The sequence below is a fragment of the Faecalibacterium sp. BIOML-A4 genome (assembly GCF_009679665.1).
GTDB lineage: Bacteria > Bacillota > Clostridia > Oscillospirales > Ruminococcaceae > Faecalibacterium > Faecalibacterium taiwanense.
Window position 1 is genome coordinate 48068 of record NZ_WKZG01000004.1, and the last position, 15566, is coordinate 63633.

The following is a 15566-nucleotide window of genomic DNA, read 5'->3' on the forward strand; positions in this document are numbered from 1 at the left end:
ATCCGAATGCGCCGGGCTTTTCCGGCAAGTACAAGGAGTAAAAAAGAATGATTTCTGGTAAGATTTTGCGTGACGCCATTATCTCTGGCGCCAACAACATCAACAATCAGCGCTCCCGCGTGGACGAGCTGAACGTTTTCCCTGTTCCTGATGGCGACACTGGCACCAACATGGGCATGACCGTGGGTGCTTCTGTGCGCGAGCTGGAAGCATTGGACGACAGCTGCACCGTGGGTGAGGCTTCCAAGACCGCTGCTTCCGCCATGCTGCGCGGCGCACGCGGCAACTCCGGTGTTATCACCAGCCTGCTGTTCCGCGGCTTCTCCAAGGCGTTGGAAGGCAAGAAGGAAGCCACCGCTGCCGACATTGTCGAGGCTCTGAAGAAGGGTGTCGAGGGCGCTTATAAGGCCGTTATGAAGCCCACCGAGGGCACCATCCTCACGGTTGCACGCATTGCCTCTGAGGAAGCTGCTGCCTGCGGTGCCGAGGATGTGCCCGCTCTGTGGGATGTGGTGATGACCGCCGGCCAGAAGGCTCTGGAGGACACCCCCAACCTGCTGCCTGTTCTGAAGAAGGCCGGCGTTGTGGATGCCGGCGGTCAGGGCATCATGATTATCTTTGAGGGCATGGGCAAGGTGTTCCATGGCGAAGGCATCGTGGCAGGCGGCGAGGCTGCTCCCAATAAGGCAAAGCTCTCCACCGAGAACGCCGGCAAGGGCGTGTTCACCGACGACCTGATGAAGGTGGAGGACATCAAGAACGGCTACTGCACCCAGTTCCTGATCAACAAGTATGAGGGTGCAAGCGCCGCAAAGATGCGTGCCTTTGCAGAATCCAACGGCGACAGTGTGGTGTGCATCGAGGATGACGATGTAATCAACCTGCATGTGCACACCGCTGATCCCGGCAAGATCCTGAGCGAAGCCATCAAGTATGGCTACCTGACCAACTTCAAGATCGAGAACATGCACGAGCAGTTCCTGGCCCGCCAGAAGCAGGGCAAGAGCCTGGAAAAGCAGGCTTCTGCTGAGAAGGCTCCTTCTCAGTCCAGCGAGTTCGTCTACGCTGCTGTGGACCCCAGCCGTGACTATGGCTTTGTTGCCGTTGCCGCCGGTGAAGGCCTGAAGGCCGTGTTCACCGATCTGGCTGCAGACGCAGTGGTCTCCGGTGGTCAGACCATGAACCCAGCCACCGAGGATATCCTCGCCGCCATCCAGAGCGTGCCCGCAAAGACCGTGTTCGTGCTGCCCAACAACAAGAACATCATCATGGCTGCTGAGCAGGCCCAGAAGCTGGCCGACCGTCAGGTGGTCGTTCTGCCTACCCGCACCGTGCCCATGGGCATCACTGCCATGCTGAACTTTGATCCCTCTGTGAACGCCGAGACCAACACCATCAACATGATGGCTGCTGCCGACAAGGTGTCCACCGGTCTGATCACCTATGCTGCCCGCGACAGTGAGTACGACGGCAAGCGCATCAAGAAGGGTGAGATCATGGCTCTGGAGAACGGCAAGATCGTTTCCACCTCCAACGATATCACCAAAGCTACCTACCGTCTGGCACGCGGCATGTGCAAGAAGGATTCCAGCTTCGTCACCATCATTTCCGGCTGCGACGTGAGCGATGAGGATGCCGAGAAAGTGACCGAGATCGTAAAGGCAAAGTGCCCGAACCACGTTGAGGTCAGCCACATCCGCGGCGGCCAGCCCGTTTACTATTATATGATCAGCGTGGAGTAAACACTCCCCCGTTCTGCTGATTTTTTAAGCACCTGCGATTTTTGCCGCGGGTGCTTTTTTAAAGCAAAAGTGCCTGCACAGCTAAAGCCGTGCAGGCACTTTTGCTTTCAGAATCCTCAGAAGAAGCTCACCTGACTGCTCTCCGGCAGGTCGCCCAGAGCGCCCACCTGACGCAGACGGTCCAGAATGCTGCTGCCGACACCGGAAGCCTGCTGCAACTCTTCCACCGAGATATATTCTTCGCCGTGGATGGTCACCTTTTCCAGTGCATCGGCGGCAGCACCGCCAAGACCCTTCAGCGAAGAGAAGGGCAGACGTACCTTGCCGTCCTCCACCACATACTTGGAGCCGCGGCTCTTGCCCAGCTCAATGGGTAAAAACTCGTAGCCGCGCACCAGCATCTCGTTGACGAGCTGCAGGCTGACCAGCACATCTTCGTCCTTGGCGTTTTTCTCTTCCTTCAGGCGGCGCTTGACTTCTTCCATGTGGGCGCGGGCCACTGCCGCACCGCCCACAGCGGCCTCGTAGTCGATGTCGTCGCCGCGTACGGTAAAGTATACCGCATAGAACTCCGGTGGACGGTAGATCTTGAACCACATCAGACGGATGGCCGACATCAGGTAGGCCACGGCATGGGCCTTGGGGAACATATACTTGATCTTGCGGCAGCTCTCGATGTACCAGTCCGGCACCTCGTGCTCCCGCATGGCTTCCTCCCAGCCATCCTTGAAGCCGCCCTTGGCCACCTTGCCCTTACGCACAGCTTCCATGATATCAAAGGCCATCTTGGGTTCCAGACCCTTGCGCAGCAGGTACAGCATGATGCTGTCACGGCAGCCAATGACCTCCGCAATGGTGCAGGTGCCGCTGCGGATCAGCTCGTCCGCGTTGCCGGTCCACACATCAGTGCCGTGGGACAGGCCCGAGATCTGGATCAGCTCGGAGAAGTTCTTGGGCCGTGCCTCCACCAGCATACCGCGCACGAAGTTGGTGCCCATTTCCGGGATGCCGAAGGTTCCGGTCTGGCTGTCGATCTGCTCCGGGGTCACGCCCAGCGCTTCGGGGCTGGTCAGCAGGCTGTACACCTTGGGGTCGTTCATGGGGATGCTGTCGATGGGGATACCGGTGTACTCCTCAAAATACTTGTAGAAGGTGGGCATATCGTGGCCCAGTTCGTCCAGCTTGAGCAGGGTATCGTGCAGGTACTTGAACTCGAAGTGGGTGGTCAGCAGGCCGCCTGCCACATCGTCCGCCGGGTGCTGGATGGGGCAGAAATCGTAGATCTCGTAGGTGTCCGGCACAACGACCATGCCGCCGGGGTGCTGACCCGTGGTGCGCTTGACGCCGGTGCAGCCCAGAGTCAGACGGTTCTCCTCCGCATGGTTCACCGTGCGGCCGCGCTCATCCAGATATTTTTTGACATAGCCGTAGGCGGTCTTGTCCTGAATACCGGACACGGTGCCCGCCTTGAACACGTTGGCTTTGCCGAACAGCTCCTCGGTATAGCGGTGCACATTGGACTGATATTCGCCGGAAAAGTTCAGGTCGATATCCGGCTCTTTATCGCCGTAGAAGCCGAGGAAGGTCTCGAAGGGAATATCGTGGCCATCCACCAGCATCCGGGTGCCGCAGTTGGGGCAGTTTTTATCCGGCAGGTCAAAGCCGTCGTCCACGCTGCCGTCGGTGATGAACTCGCTGTGCTTGCACTTGGGGCAGCGATAGTGGGGCGGCAGGCTGTTCACCTCCGAGATGCCGGAGAAGTGGGCCACGGCCGATGAGCCGACCGAACCACGGCTGCCCACCTGATAGCCGCCCGCGTTGGAATAGGCCACCAGTTTGACCGCAATGACGTACAGCACGGCGTAGCCATGGCCGCAGATGGAGTCCAGCTCCTTCTGCAGCCGCTTTTCCACAATTTCGGGCAGCGGGTCACCGTAATCGCGCTTGGCGTGTTCCCACGTAGCATCGCGCAGCTGCTGCTCTGCACCCTCGATGCTGGGCGGGTAGGTGCCGCGCGGGATGGCACGAACATTGTTGTCGATCATCGCCGCGATCTTGCGGGGGTTCTTCACCACTACCTCGTAGGCTTTTTCCTTGGGCAGATAGTAGAACTGCGCCAGCATATCCTGCGTGGTGCGGAAGAACAGCGGCGGCTGGTTGTCGGCATCTTTAAAGCCGTTGCCCGCCTGCAGCACAGCGCGGTAAGCCGCATCCTCCGGCTCGGTAAAGTGCACGTCGCCGGTGGCAATGACCGGCTTGTGCAGATCTTCGCCCAGCTTGATGACCGTGCGGTTGAAGTTTTTGATGTCCTCTTCGCTGTCCACCTTGCCGTCCCGCACCATGTAGGCGTTGTTGCCCAGCGGCTGGATCTCAAGAATATCGTAGTAGGACGCGATCTTTTTCAGTTCTTCATAGCTGGTGCCATCCACGATGGCCCGGTACAGCTCGCCGGCTTCGCAGGCGGAAGTGAGCAGCAGGCCGTCCCGGTATTTGTTCAAAAGACTCCGAGGCACCCGGGGCTTTTTGAAAAAGTAGTTCACATGGGCTTCGCTGACGATCTTGTACAGATTTTTCAGGCCCATTTGGTTCTTGACCAGAATGATGAGGTGGTAATACTTCTTTTTCAGCACCTCGCGGTTGCCGCCAAGGCCGGTGTTGATCTCACTGACCTTTGCTACCTGCTTTTCTTTCAGGTCATTCAGCATGACCCCGAAGATGCGGCCCAGCGCGGCAGAATCCTCACAGGCACGGTGGGCCTCGTAGGCAGGCAGCTCCAGATGCTTGTTGATGGTGCCCTGCTTGTAGTTGTGCAGGCCGGGGTACATGGCCTGCGCCATGGTTAAGGTGTCGATATAGGTCGGCTCCAGCTTGATGCCGCTGCGCTTGGCGGCGGCGCGCAGGAAACGCATATCAAAGGCGTGGACGTTGTGGCCCACAAGGATGCGGTCTCCCGCAAATTTGAGGAAGGCTTCCAGTGCTTCCTTTTCGCCGGGAGCATCCGCCACCATTTCGTTGGTGATGCCGGTCAGCTCGGTGATCTTGGGGGTGATGGGCTTGCCGGGCTTGACAAAGGTATCAAATTCCTCCACCACTTCGCCGTTTTTCACGATGACGGCACCGATCTCGGTCATATACTCCACGCCGGGGTCAAGGCCTGTGGTCTCGGTATCAAACACGCAGAACTCCCCGTCCAGCGGCTGATCCTTCACACCGTATACACAGGGGATCATGTCGTCCACAAAGTAGGCTTCACAGCCGTAGATCAGCTTGAAGTCCGGGTCTGATTTATGGATATCGTCCGCTGCCAGCATGGCTTCCGGGTAACCCTGACACACACCGTGGTCAGTGATGGCAACGGCCGGATGTCCCATGCGGTGGGCCAGCTTGACGATGCCGCCGGGATCACAGAAGCCGTCCATGCTGGAAAGCTTGGTGTGCAGATGCAGCTCCACACGCTTGACCGGTGCGGTATCCTCCCGCTTTTTGCGCTCCACGATGAGCACATCGTAGGGGTAGACGATATAATCGTGTTCGTACTTGTCGTAGGAGCAGTCGCCGCGCACGATGAGGGTGGTGCCTTTGCCAAGGCTCTCCCACTTGGAGCAGTCCTCACCTTCCTGCGCGCGGATCTTCAGGTTGATGGAGCCCTGATAATCGGTGATGGATACGGTATAAATTTTGCGGAAGTTGCCCTTGACCTCCGAGAAGAACACATCGCCCCAGATCGTGCACTTGCCGCCCTCGCCGCCAAGGTCTTTCAGCGGGGTGAGGTTCTTGGGGGTGAACATCTTGCCGTGGAAAATGGTGACGGGCTTATCGGTCAGGTCCAGACCATCCACCTTGATGGACGGTGCTGTGTTCTTTTTCTCAAACTTGACCACCGGTGGCGCAATCTTGCGCTCCAGCTTTTCTTCCATCTGGTGCTGCTCGGCTTCGCTTACAGCGCTTTGCAGCGTTACCTGCGGCGTTACCCCGGTGTGGGCCGCAATGCGCTCTGCCAGCAGCTTTTCAAAGTGCATCTCCTGCAAAAACTTGGTGCCATGGCATACGCCGATGGTGATCTTCTGTCCGATGATGTTGATCTTGCACCGGTCCAGAAAGCCGTTGATGGGCACGCCGTCCCGCTTCATCTCTTCCATCAGATCGCGCAGGGCCGCTTCGTCCAGCATGGCATAGCCAAACAGGTTCTGGATGCGCAGCTCAAAGCCCTCATAATCCGGCTGCAAGGATGCCAGCAGCCGGGCACAGAGATTTTTGTCCAGCGGCGCACCGCTGCGCAGGGTAAAGATGACCTGCCGCTCCTGCCGCAGCATCTGCGCATGCTCCACAATGACCTGCCCGAAGCAGGCCGCAAATGCCGGGTCCACCATGAACTGCGGCCACAGGTTGGATACGAGTGGTGTCACAAATGGTACTCCTTTTTATACAGCACAAACTGCCGCACCCGTTTTTGCAGGTGTGGCAGCTGTGAAAAAAGCCAAATTACAGTTTATAGATCTCATCCATGAACTGATCCAGGATGTTGTCTCCGGTCAGCTTTTTGATGGGCTTGCCTTGGATGAACAGCACCGCCTCGCCCTTGCCGCCGGCAATGCCGATGTCTGCTTCACGGGCTTCACCGGGGCCGTTGACCACGCAGCCCATCACGGCCACCTTAATGGATTTTTTGCAGCCCTGCAGCCGCTTTTCCACCTCATTGGCGATCTCGGTGCAGGGATACTGGGTGCGGCCGCAGGTGGGGCAGGTGATGACCTCCGGGCCTGCTACCGGGAAGCCCACGGCGCGCAGGATGTTGTAGCCCGCTTCCACTTCCTTTTCCGGCTCTGCGGCCAGCGAGACGCGGATGGTATCGCCAATGCCTTCCAGCAGCATTCCGCCGATGCCCATGCCGCTTTTCAGCAGACCCATCTGGTAGGTACCCGCCTCGGTAACACCCACATGGAGCGGGTAATCCGTGACAGCGCTGAGCTGGCGGTAGGCCTCCATCATGCGGGGCACATTGGAGTTCTTGATGGAAATGACGATGTTGTTGAAATCGAATTTTTCCAGCAGGCGTACATGGTACAGTGCACTCTCCACCATGGCCTCCGGCGTGGGGGCACCGTATTTTGCAAGGATGTGCTTTTCCAGACTGCCGCCATTCACGCCGATGCGGATGGGAATGTTCTTGCGCTGACAGGCATCCACCACAGCCTTCACCCGGTCATCGTCGCCGATGTTGCCGGGGTTGATGCGGATCTTGTCCACACCCACATCTGCGCAGGCCAGAGCCGCCTTGTAGTCAAAATGGATGTCTGCCACAATGGGGATGTTCACCGCATTCTTGACGGCTTCGATGCACTTTGCATCCGCCGGGCTGGGGCAGGTCACGCGCAGGATCTGACAGCCAGCAGCTTCGCACCGCTTTGCCTGCGCCACATTGCCCTCAATATCCTCCACCGGCACGTTGAGCATCGTCTGCACCGCAACAGGATTCTTGCCGCCGATGGTCACATTGCCGATTTTCACTTCCCGTTTTAACTGCCGCATAAAGTTCCCCTTTCTGTTTTTGCTCACAATGCACCGGTCACAAGCCGGATGATATCATTATAGGTTGCAAAGAGCATCAGGCCAAACAGCAGTGCAAAGGCCGCAATGGTCAGTGTGCCCTGCAGCTTTTCCGGCACTGCATGGCCGGTAACGCCCTCAATGATCAAAAATACCACCTTGCCGCCATCCAGTGCCGGGAAGGGCAGCAGATTGAACACGCCCAGATTGATGGTGATAAGCGCCAGCAACTCCAGCAGATCCTGCCAGCCGTAGCTTGCCGCCTGACCGATCGCTGTCACGATACCCACCGGGCCGGACAGATTGTTGATGCTCTCACGTCCGCGCACAAGGTCTGCCAGCGAGATAAACGCGATGCGTCCGTAGTACAGGGTGCTGTTCCATGCTTCTTTTAACACATTGAGCGGTGTTTTTTTGATGCCGTACACCGTAAAGCCAAGGGTCATATGGGTCTGGCCGTTCTCGTCCTGCCAGGTGTCGAACTGCACGTCCGGCAGTTCCACCTTCTGGCCGTCCCGCTTCACGGTGAACCGGGCGCGATAGGCTTCGGTGCGCACCAGCTCATAAAGGATGTCGTTGGCCACAAAGCAGCGCCTGCCGTTCACGGCAACGATCTCGTCCCCCGCCTGCAGGCCGGTCTGGCCGCAGAGGGCATCGTTCTCAATGGAATAGATGGTCTTGCTGGTGATGGCTCCTTCCTGTGCTGCCACAAGAATGACCAGCACCACAAAGCCCAGCACGAAATTCATGAAGGCACCTGCCACCATCACAAGCACACGCTGCCATACCGGTGCCTCGTTCAAAGGGATGCCGGTGCGCTGCTCCGGCGGGACAGGGTTTTCGTCCTCTGCTTCCCGTTCGTCGCGGGCCGCCTCGGCCTGCTGGCTCTCGGGGCTTTCCTCGCCCTCCAGCGCCACATAGCCGCCTACCGGCAATGCACGCAGGCTGTACTGGGTGCCCTTGTAAATTTTCTTCCACAAAGCCGGCCCCATGCCGATGGAAAACTCGTTGACCTGAATGCCGCAGAGCTTTGCCACGGTAAAGTGCCCGAATTCATGAATGGCGATCACAGCGCTGAACACGATCAGTGCGGCGATCAGGGTGATAAAAATTGACATTGCGTCTCCTAAAGATCAAAGATGTGCGCGCACGAACTCTCGTGCCATGCGGTCGCACTCGTACACATCGCTGAGGGTATACTCGCCGCCAAAGCTGTCGCTGTCCACGACTGCTTCCACCAGACGGCCAATATCGAGGAAGCCAATTTTGTCCTCAAGGAAGAGCTTGACAGCTTCCTCATTGGCACCGTTGGCGGCACAGGGGCCGAGACCGCCCTTTTTGATGGCCTTTTTGCAGGCGGCAAGGCAGCGGAAGGTCTCGTCGTCTGCCACATCGAAGGTGAGCACCTTGAGTGCGGCAAAGTCCAGCTCCGGCACAACGCCGGGTACGCGCTTTGGGTAGGTGAGCGCATACTGGATGGGAATGCGCATATCCGGCACACCCAGCTGAGCAATGACCGAATTATCGCTGAACTGCACCGCCGAATGCACGATGCTCTGGCGCTGCACCACGATCTGGATCTTCTCCGGCGGCAGGCCGAACAGCCACACTGCCTCGATCAGCTCCAGACCCTTGTTCATCAGGGTGGCAGAGTCAATAGTGATCTTTGCGCCCATGTTCCAGTTGGGGTGCTTGAGGGCATCCGCCTTGGTCTTACCGCGCAGCTCCCCGGTCTTCATCCCGAAGAAGGGGCCGCCGGATGCCGTGAGCAGGATCTTGGTCAGGCTGGGGGCACTCTCCTTATCCTGCAGACACTGGAAGATGGCCGAATGTTCACTGTCCACCGGCAGCAGCTTTACACCATGCTTTGCCACGGCCTGTGTGACCAGATGGCCGCCGGTGACAAGACTCTCCTTGTTGGCAAGGGCCAGATCATGCCCGCTTTCGATCGCGCACAGGCTGGCACCAAGGCCTGCAATGCCCACCACGCTGTTCAGCACCACATCGGTGCCGTCCAGTGCGGCCAGCTGCTTGAGCCCTTCCGGCCCTACCAGCAGCCGGGGCGCATCTGCACGACCGGAAAGCTCCGCATCCAGCCTGCGGGCCGCATCCGGGTCGGTCATGCAGACATAGCGCGGATGAAACTCTTCGATCTGCTGCAGGATCTTATCTACATGGCTGTGGGCAGAAAGACCGAACACCTCATAGCCCTGTGCACGGATCACATCCAGACTCTGGGTGCCGATGGAACCGGTAGAACCCAGCAGAGTGATTTTTTTCGACATCACACGTTCCCCCTTTTAATAGTAGAACACCGCCGTAATGACCATGGTCACAAAGGGCGCAATGAACATCACACTGTCAAAGCGGTCCAGAATGCCGCCGTGCCCCGGGAAGATGGTGCCGTAATCCTTGATGCCGCACTGGCGCTTGACCACGCTGGCAAACAGATCGCCATAAATGCCCAGCACCGCCGCCACGCAGCCCAGCAGCGCAATGATCACGTACATGGAAACGCCAATGTTGGAGCGGGTGAAGGCTTCCATCCGGTTTGCCGCCACCGAATACACCAGTGTGATGATCACACCGAACACCATGGTGCCCAGAACACCGCCAATGGCACCTTCCACGGTCTTTTTGGGGCTGACCACCGGGCAGAGCTTGTGCTTGCCAAAGGCACGGCCTGCAAAGTAGGCACAGGTATCGCCGCCCCAGGCAAAGCAGAGGATGAGCAAGATAAAGAACACCGCATCGTAGCCGTACTGCTCCACCGGCAGCAGCTCCTTGAGCCGGATAAAGGAATAGAAGCAGAAGATCACGATGCCGGAGAACATCAGCAGGCCGCTGGCCTTCTGATAGCTGATGGTACCGTTGCGCACCACCAGATAGATGGCGTAAAAGGTGACCAGCAGAAAGGACATCGGCATCACCAGCCGCCGCATGACCTGATAGTTGCTCGTCATGACCAGCAGTGTATACGGCACCAGAACCGCATACATCAGCCAGTCCTTCTTTTCAAAGCCGAGGGCACTGTAGATCTCGTGAACGGCGATCAGCGTAATGGCCGCGATGACCAGATTAAAGATCAGAGTGTTGAAGGTGAACATCACGCCGATCAGTACGATGATGCCCACGATCGCAGTAATAACACGTGTTTTCATAGATTGGATCTCCTTTTCACCGGTCGGGTGCCGCGCCCCTCTGGATTAAGTTTGGCTCCGGCAAAGCCGCCGGGCCGTCCGGTCCCTGCACCGTGTGCAGGAGGTCTTGGGTTTTACAGTCCGCCAAACCGGCGGGAACGATGATTGAACTCCTCAATGGCAGCGTCCAGATCGCTGCGGGTGAAATCCGGCCACAGAACGTCCATTTCTACCAGCTCCGAGTAAGCTGCCTGCCAGAGCATGAAGTTGGACAGCCGCTTTTCTCCGCTGGGACGCAGGATAAAATCCGGGTCCTTCTGGCCAGCGGTATACATGGCATCGCTGAGCAGCTGTTCCGTGATTTCTTCGGGCTTTATCTCCCCTGCCGCCGCCTTTGTCGCCAGCTGCTGCGCCGCCCGCACGATCTCCGGGCGGCCGCCGTAGTTGATGGCAATGTTCAGGGTCATGCCGGTCTTGACCGAAGAATCTGCTTCCAGCTTGTTCATCAGCTGCTGCAGCTTTTCATCCAGCACCGTGCGGTCGCCCATGAACTTGATGCGGATATTGCGGTTCTTGTAGTCAAAGCCCTTCAGCAGATATTCGCCGAACAGCCGCATGATGGCGTTGACCTCTTCCAGCGGACGCTTCCAGTTCTCGGTGGAAAACGCATAGAAGTACACCGACGAAACGCCCAGCTCATCGCAGTAATCTGCGATATCGCTGAACACCTCTGCGCCTCTTTTGTGCCCGGCAGTGCGGGGCAGGCCGCGGTTCTTTGCCCAGCGGCCGTTGCCGTCCATGATGATGCCGATGGAAAGGCCCTCGGCAAATTCTTTAGGATGCGCCATTGTTTCCTCCCGGCAGCAACGCCGCCTTCAACAAAAGTGCCGCGCACTCTTCTTCAGCGCACGGCACCTCCAGTCTATTGCATCTGCGCAGATCAGACAGACATGATCTCCTTCTGCTTTTCTTCCACCGCAGCATCGATGTTCTTGATATACTTGTCGGTCAGCTTCTGGACATCCTCTTCCATGGTCTTCTGGCTGTCCTCGGTCAGCTCGCCGGCCTTCTTCATGGCCTTGGCCTTATCCATAGCCTCGCGGCGGATGTTGCGCACTGCCACCTTAGCCTCCTCGCCCAGCTTGGAAACTTCCTTTGCCAGCTGCTTGCGGCGCTCCTCGGTGGGAGCCGGGAAGTTCAGGCGGATGGTAGAGCCGTCATCAATGGGAGTGATGCCCACATCGCTGGCCATGATGGCCTTGCTGATGGGGCGCAGCAGAGTACGGTCCCACGGGGTAATGGTCAGGGTGCGTGCTTCGGCCACAGCCACGGATGCCACCTGCTGGATGGGAGTGGGGGCACCATAATAATCCACGCTGACCTTATCCAGCACAGCGGGATTTGCGCGGCCTGCGCGCACAGCGCCCAGTTCGCGGCCCAGATGTTCGACCGAGCTCTTCATCTTGTCTTCGTAAACCTTGGTGTTGCTGCTCATTGCGGTAGTCTCCTGTTCCTTTTTATCTTGGGGCTGCGCTGCAATGCGTCTGCCCTATAATGTATGTCGGCTGCAGGCGTTTCAGCCCTCGTAAACCAGTGTGCCCACATTCTCGCCCTGCACGGCACGGGCAATGTTGTCCGGGTCGGCCAGATCGAACACGAGGATGGGCAGCTTGTTGTCGCGGCACAGAGTGGCAGCAGTGCCATCCATAACAGCCAGCTGGTCTTCCAGCACCTTGGTAAAGGTGAGGGTATCATACTTCTTTGCGTCGGCGTACTTGTGGGGATCCTTATCGTAAACGCCATCCACCATAGTAGCCTTGAACATCACATCGGCGCTCACTTCCACAGCGCGCAGAGCGGTTGCCGTATCCGTGGAGAAGAACGGGTTGCCGGTGCCGCCGCCGAACACGGCGATCTTGCCCTCATCCATGGCGCGCAGGGCATCCTTGCGGGTAAAGGGCTGTGCCACCTGCGGCATGGTGATGGAGGTGAACACCTCAGTGGGTACACCCAGCTGTTCCAGCTTGTCGGAGACAGCCAGTGCGTTCATCACGGTTGCCAGCATACCGATCTTATCGGCCAGTGTGCGCTCCATCTTGCCGCTGGAACGGCCACGCCAGAAGTTGCCGCCGCCAACCACGATACCGATCTGTACGCCGAGGTCGTGTGCTTTCTTCACGCCGCCGCAGATCGCGTCCATGGTGGGTTCATCAAAACCCATGCCCTTTTCGCCGCCCAGTGCTTCGCCGCTGATTTTCAGAAGGATACGCTGATATTTCAATGCCATAATCCAAACACCACCTGTTTTTATCTTCCGTCAGGGCATAGGCATACCCTGGCATTTTTTACTATAGCTTATTTTACAATAAAACATCCATAAAGTAAACAGGAAATCTGCGCGGAAATCCGGAAGCTTTTATGAACGGCTGCGCAGACCGCGCAGCAGCTGCTTCATTCCGGGCGGAATGCGGCGGCTTTCCACCGCTTTCTGGATGGCTTTGTTGTGGGTCCACAGATCCAGCCGCTTTTCTGTGAGCCACGGCAGCGCGGCATCCGGCTGCTTTGCCAGTGCTGTGGCAAAATACCATGCCCGCATCATATTGATATAGTATTCCGTGCTGTGCACATCGGCCGCCCATTCCAGATATTCCGGCCGGAATGCATCATCCAGATAATAGCGCATCAGCATCTCCATGCCATAGCGCACGGTGTACACCTCGCCCGAATCCAGCCAGCGGCGAATGGGCACCAGCAGTTCCTTCTTGTGCTTTGCAAACACTTTGGGGCAAAAGCAGTCACAGGTGGCCCAGTTGTTGATGTAGGGCAGGAACGCTTCCGTTTCAGCCAGCGCCCTGTCGTAGTCCCGGATAAGTTCGATCAGAAACGCGTGGAGGTTGTTCTCTTCGTAGTATCCATGCGGCAGGGCCTGTAAAAACACCTCTGCCTGCGCTGTGCCCGCGAGCTGTTTTGCCAGCCTGCGCAGAGCCGGAACGCGCACGCCGATCACCGTTTCCGGTGGCACGGTGGGCATCAACGCACTGTGAAAGGTGCGGTATGCTTCATCCCGCAGGGTAAACAGCTGCGCACGAATGATCTCTGCTTCCGGCTCCATCCTCTCTCCCTCCGTTCTTTTCTATTGTAGCAGAGCCGTATGGAAAAGCAAGGCCGTTCCGGCATTCTTTTCCGGTGCTTTAAGGAACATACAAAAATTGGGCTGGACATTTGTGCCGGAACATGCTATAATATCGTTCGTAAATGCGGGCATCGTACATCGGCTAGTATATCAGCCTTCCAAGCTGAGGAGGTGGGTTCGATTCCCATTGCCCGCTCCATGCAAAAAAGCGCCGTGGCCTTTTGGGTCACGGCGCTTTTATTTTGCTTTATCGGTCCCACTTATCGCACAGGGCATTGATCTGGTCGGCAAACTTGGCAAGGTCTTTGTTTGCGCCGCCCTCGTTGTGCTCGATGACCCGCAGCAGGCGCTTGCCGGCGCTGACCAGCCGCTGGAACACACTGGCCGCACGGCTCTGGCCTTCATTAGCCTTGTGCTCAATGCGGACGCGCATGCCCTCCTGCAGGCATACGGCTCCCTCGGCTCCGATGGCCCACTGTGCGCCGTTGTAGGGTGCGCAGGCAGTGAAGCCCTGTTCCGTCAAGGTCTGCACAAAGTGGTCCTCGGTCTCATCTTCGCCGTGCATCACGAACACACGCTTTGGTTTCTGCTCAAAGGAGTTCACCCACCGCAGCAGACCTTCTCTGTCCGCATGGCCGGACATGCCGGTGAGCTGGCACAGTTCTGCCTGCACCTCAATAGGTTCACCGAACAGTTTTACCGTCGTGGCACCTTCCAGCAGGGTGCGGCCCAGCGTGCCCACCGCCTGATAGCCCACGAACAGAATGGTGCACTCCGGCCGCCACAGATTGTGCTTGAGGTGGTGGCGGATGCGGCCTGCCTCGCACATACCGCTGGCCGAGAGGATGACCTTTGGCACGCGGTCTGCATTGATCATGCGGGATTCATCACTGGTCACCGTGACGCGCAGCCCCGGGAAGGTGATCGGATCAATGCCTTTTTCCAGCAGAGCGCGGGTGTCCGCATCAAAGCAGTCCGGGTCGGTATCTTTAAAGATGCGGGTCGCCTCGATGGCAAGCGGGCTGTCAATGTACACCGGGAAGTTGCCGTGTCCCTTCACAAGGCCCTTTTCCTTGATCTCACGGATAAAGTAGAGCATCTCCTGCGTGCGGCCCACCGCAAAGCTGGGAATAACCACATTGCCGCCCCGGTCAAAGGTGCGCTGCAGGATCTTCGTCAGTTCGCTCACATAGTCCGGCTTCGGGCCGTGGCTGCGGTCGCCGTAGGTAGATTCCATAAAGGCGTAGTCCGCCTCTTTGATGTAAGCAGGATCCTTGATGATGGGCTGATCCAGATTGCCGATATCACCGGAGAATACCAGCTTGGTCGTGGTCTCACCCTCGGTGATCCAAAGCTCTATGCTGGCCGAGCCAAGCAGATGGCCCACATCCACAAAGCGGGCTTCAATGCCCGGTGCAAGCTGGAAGCGCTGCTCATAGGCCTTGCCCACAAACAGCTTCATGGCTGCTTCAGCATCCTGCACAGTATACATCGGTTCCACCGGTTCTGCGCCGGAGCGCTGGCCCTTGCGGTTTTTCCACTCCGCTTCAAATTCCTGAATATGGGCCGAGTCCCGCAGCATGATGCCGCACAGCTCCACCGTGGGGTTCGTGGCATAGATCTTGCCGCGGAAGCCGTTGCGCACCAGCAGCGGCAGCATACCGGTATGGTCGATGTGTGCATGGGTGGCCAGCACCCAGTCGATCTCGCCGGGTGCCACCGGGATGGGCTGGTTCTCGTATACGTCCTTGCCCTGCTCCATGCCGCAGTCGATCAAAAAGCGCTGCCCAGCCGCTTCGATCAAAGTGCAGCTGCCGGTGACCTCATGGTTCGCGCCCAGAAATGTGATCTTCATAAAAACACCTCCGGCTTTATTTCTTCTGTACCCTTAGTATAGCATATTCTAAAGGTACACGCCGCACAAATCGCATGGCTTTTCTCAGGCATTTTGCCGAAAGGTTGAAAAATTTTTTATACAATCTTGACAAACCACCCCTTTCTGTT

11 protein-coding genes and 1 tRNA gene are annotated in these 15566 nt (G+C 57.8%); 2 read left to right on the plus strand and 10 right to left on the minus strand.

Annotated elements, in window-relative coordinates; all coding sequences use genetic code 11:
• Positions 1 to 47: 47 nt before the first annotated feature.
• Positions 48 to 1742 (plus strand): DAK2 domain-containing protein, encoded by a 1695-nt coding sequence (locus GKG34_RS03940; RefSeq protein WP_005945873.1) that lies wholly within the window; start codon positions 48 to 50, stop codon positions 1740 to 1742.
• Between the two features lie 116 nt (positions 1743 to 1858).
• Here GKG34_RS03940 and GKG34_RS03945 read toward each other — a convergent pair whose 3' ends face one another.
• The 9 genes from GKG34_RS03945 to GKG34_RS03985 form a co-directional block, all read right to left on the minus strand.
• Complete coding sequence (locus GKG34_RS03945; protein WP_242960000.1) at positions 1859 to 6148, minus strand: PolC-type DNA polymerase III; 4290 nt, start codon at positions 6146 to 6148, stop codon at positions 1859 to 1861.
• Between the two features lie 76 nt (positions 6149 to 6224).
• Positions 6225 to 7298 carry a flavodoxin-dependent (E)-4-hydroxy-3-methylbut-2-enyl-diphosphate synthase gene (ispG, locus tag GKG34_RS03950; protein ID WP_005945871.1) on the minus strand — a complete coding sequence of 358 codons (1074 nt, stop codon included), beginning with the start codon at positions 7296 to 7298 and terminating at the stop codon, positions 6225 to 6227.
• Entirely contained in the window at positions 7295 to 8407 is a 1113-nt protein-coding gene (locus GKG34_RS03955) for a site-2 protease family protein (protein WP_120080242.1), read from the minus strand. Before GKG34_RS03955 ends, ispG begins: the two co-directional genes overlap by 4 nt.
• Before the next feature lie 15 nt (positions 8408 to 8422).
• Positions 8423 to 9574, minus strand: coding sequence for a 1-deoxy-D-xylulose-5-phosphate reductoisomerase (dxr, locus tag GKG34_RS03960; RefSeq protein WP_154255646.1), 1152 nt, complete (start codon positions 9572 to 9574; stop codon positions 8423 to 8425).
• A 15-nt stretch (positions 9575 to 9589) separates the two neighbouring features.
• Positions 9590 to 10450, minus strand: a complete 861-nt coding sequence (locus GKG34_RS03965; RefSeq protein WP_005945868.1) for a phosphatidate cytidylyltransferase — start codon at positions 10448 to 10450, stop codon at positions 9590 to 9592.
• 113 nt (positions 10451 to 10563) lie between these two features.
• Positions 10564 to 11277: a polyprenyl diphosphate synthase gene (gene uppS, locus GKG34_RS03970; protein ID WP_005945867.1), complete on the minus strand. Its 714-nt coding sequence runs from the start codon at positions 11275 to 11277 to the stop codon at positions 10564 to 10566.
• A gap of 92 nt (positions 11278 to 11369) precedes the next feature.
• Positions 11370 to 11924 carry a ribosome recycling factor gene (frr, locus tag GKG34_RS03975; protein ID WP_005945866.1) on the minus strand — a complete coding sequence of 185 codons (555 nt, stop codon included), beginning with the start codon at positions 11922 to 11924 and terminating at the stop codon, positions 11370 to 11372.
• An 81-nt stretch (positions 11925 to 12005) separates the two neighbouring features.
• The gene (gene pyrH, locus GKG34_RS03980) at positions 12006 to 12716 is read right to left on the minus strand and encodes a UMP kinase (protein ID WP_005945864.1); all 711 of its coding nucleotides are present in this window, start codon (positions 12714 to 12716) and stop codon (positions 12006 to 12008) included.
• Positions 12717 to 12845: 129 nt separating this feature from the next.
• Positions 12846 to 13541 (minus strand): DNA alkylation repair protein, encoded by a 696-nt coding sequence (locus GKG34_RS03985; RefSeq protein ID WP_120080238.1) that lies wholly within the window; start codon positions 13539 to 13541, stop codon positions 12846 to 12848.
• A 145-nt stretch (positions 13542 to 13686) separates the two neighbouring features.
• Here GKG34_RS03985 and GKG34_RS03990 point away from each other — a divergent pair.
• Positions 13687 to 13761, plus strand: a tRNA-Gly gene (locus GKG34_RS03990).
• A 48-nt stretch (positions 13762 to 13809) separates the two neighbouring features.
• Here the strand turns inward: GKG34_RS03990 and GKG34_RS03995 are convergent.
• A complete protein-coding gene (locus tag GKG34_RS03995; RefSeq protein ID WP_097775360.1) occupies positions 13810 to 15417 on the minus strand; it encodes an MBL fold metallo-hydrolase in 1608 nt (535 codons plus the stop codon).
• Between the last annotated feature and the right edge of the window lie 149 nt (positions 15418 to 15566).

What these genes read in the sequence shown, in the direction of transcription:
- dxr (WP_154255646.1), bottom strand. Translation starts at nt 9,574, where the DNA reads ATGTCGAAAAAAATCACTCTGCTGGGTTCTACCGGTTCCATCGGCACC.
- pyrH (WP_005945864.1), bottom strand. Translation starts at nt 12,716, where the DNA reads ATGGCATTGAAATATCAGCGTATCCTTCTGAAAATCAGCGGCGAAGCA.
- GKG34_RS03940 (WP_005945873.1), top strand. Translation starts at nt 48, where the DNA reads ATGATTTCTGGTAAGATTTTGCGTGACGCCATTATCTCTGGCGCCAAC.
- GKG34_RS03965 (WP_005945868.1), bottom strand. Translation starts at nt 10,450, where the DNA reads ATGAAAACACGTGTTATTACTGCGATCGTGGGCATCATCGTACTGATC.
- frr (WP_005945866.1), bottom strand. Translation starts at nt 11,924, where the DNA reads ATGAGCAGCAACACCAAGGTTTACGAAGACAAGATGAAGAGCTCGGTC.
- GKG34_RS03955 (WP_120080242.1), bottom strand. Translation starts at nt 8,407, where the DNA reads ATGTCAATTTTTATCACCCTGATCGCCGCACTGATCGTGTTCAGCGCT.
- GKG34_RS03985 (WP_120080238.1), bottom strand. Translation starts at nt 13,541, where the DNA reads ATGGAGCCGGAAGCAGAGATCATTCGTGCGCAGCTGTTTACCCTGCGG.
- uppS (WP_005945867.1), bottom strand. Translation starts at nt 11,277, where the DNA reads ATGGCGCATCCTAAAGAATTTGCCGAGGGCCTTTCCATCGGCATCATC.
- GKG34_RS03995 (WP_097775360.1), bottom strand. Translation starts at nt 15,417, where the DNA reads ATGAAGATCACATTTCTGGGCGCGAACCATGAGGTCACCGGCAGCTGC.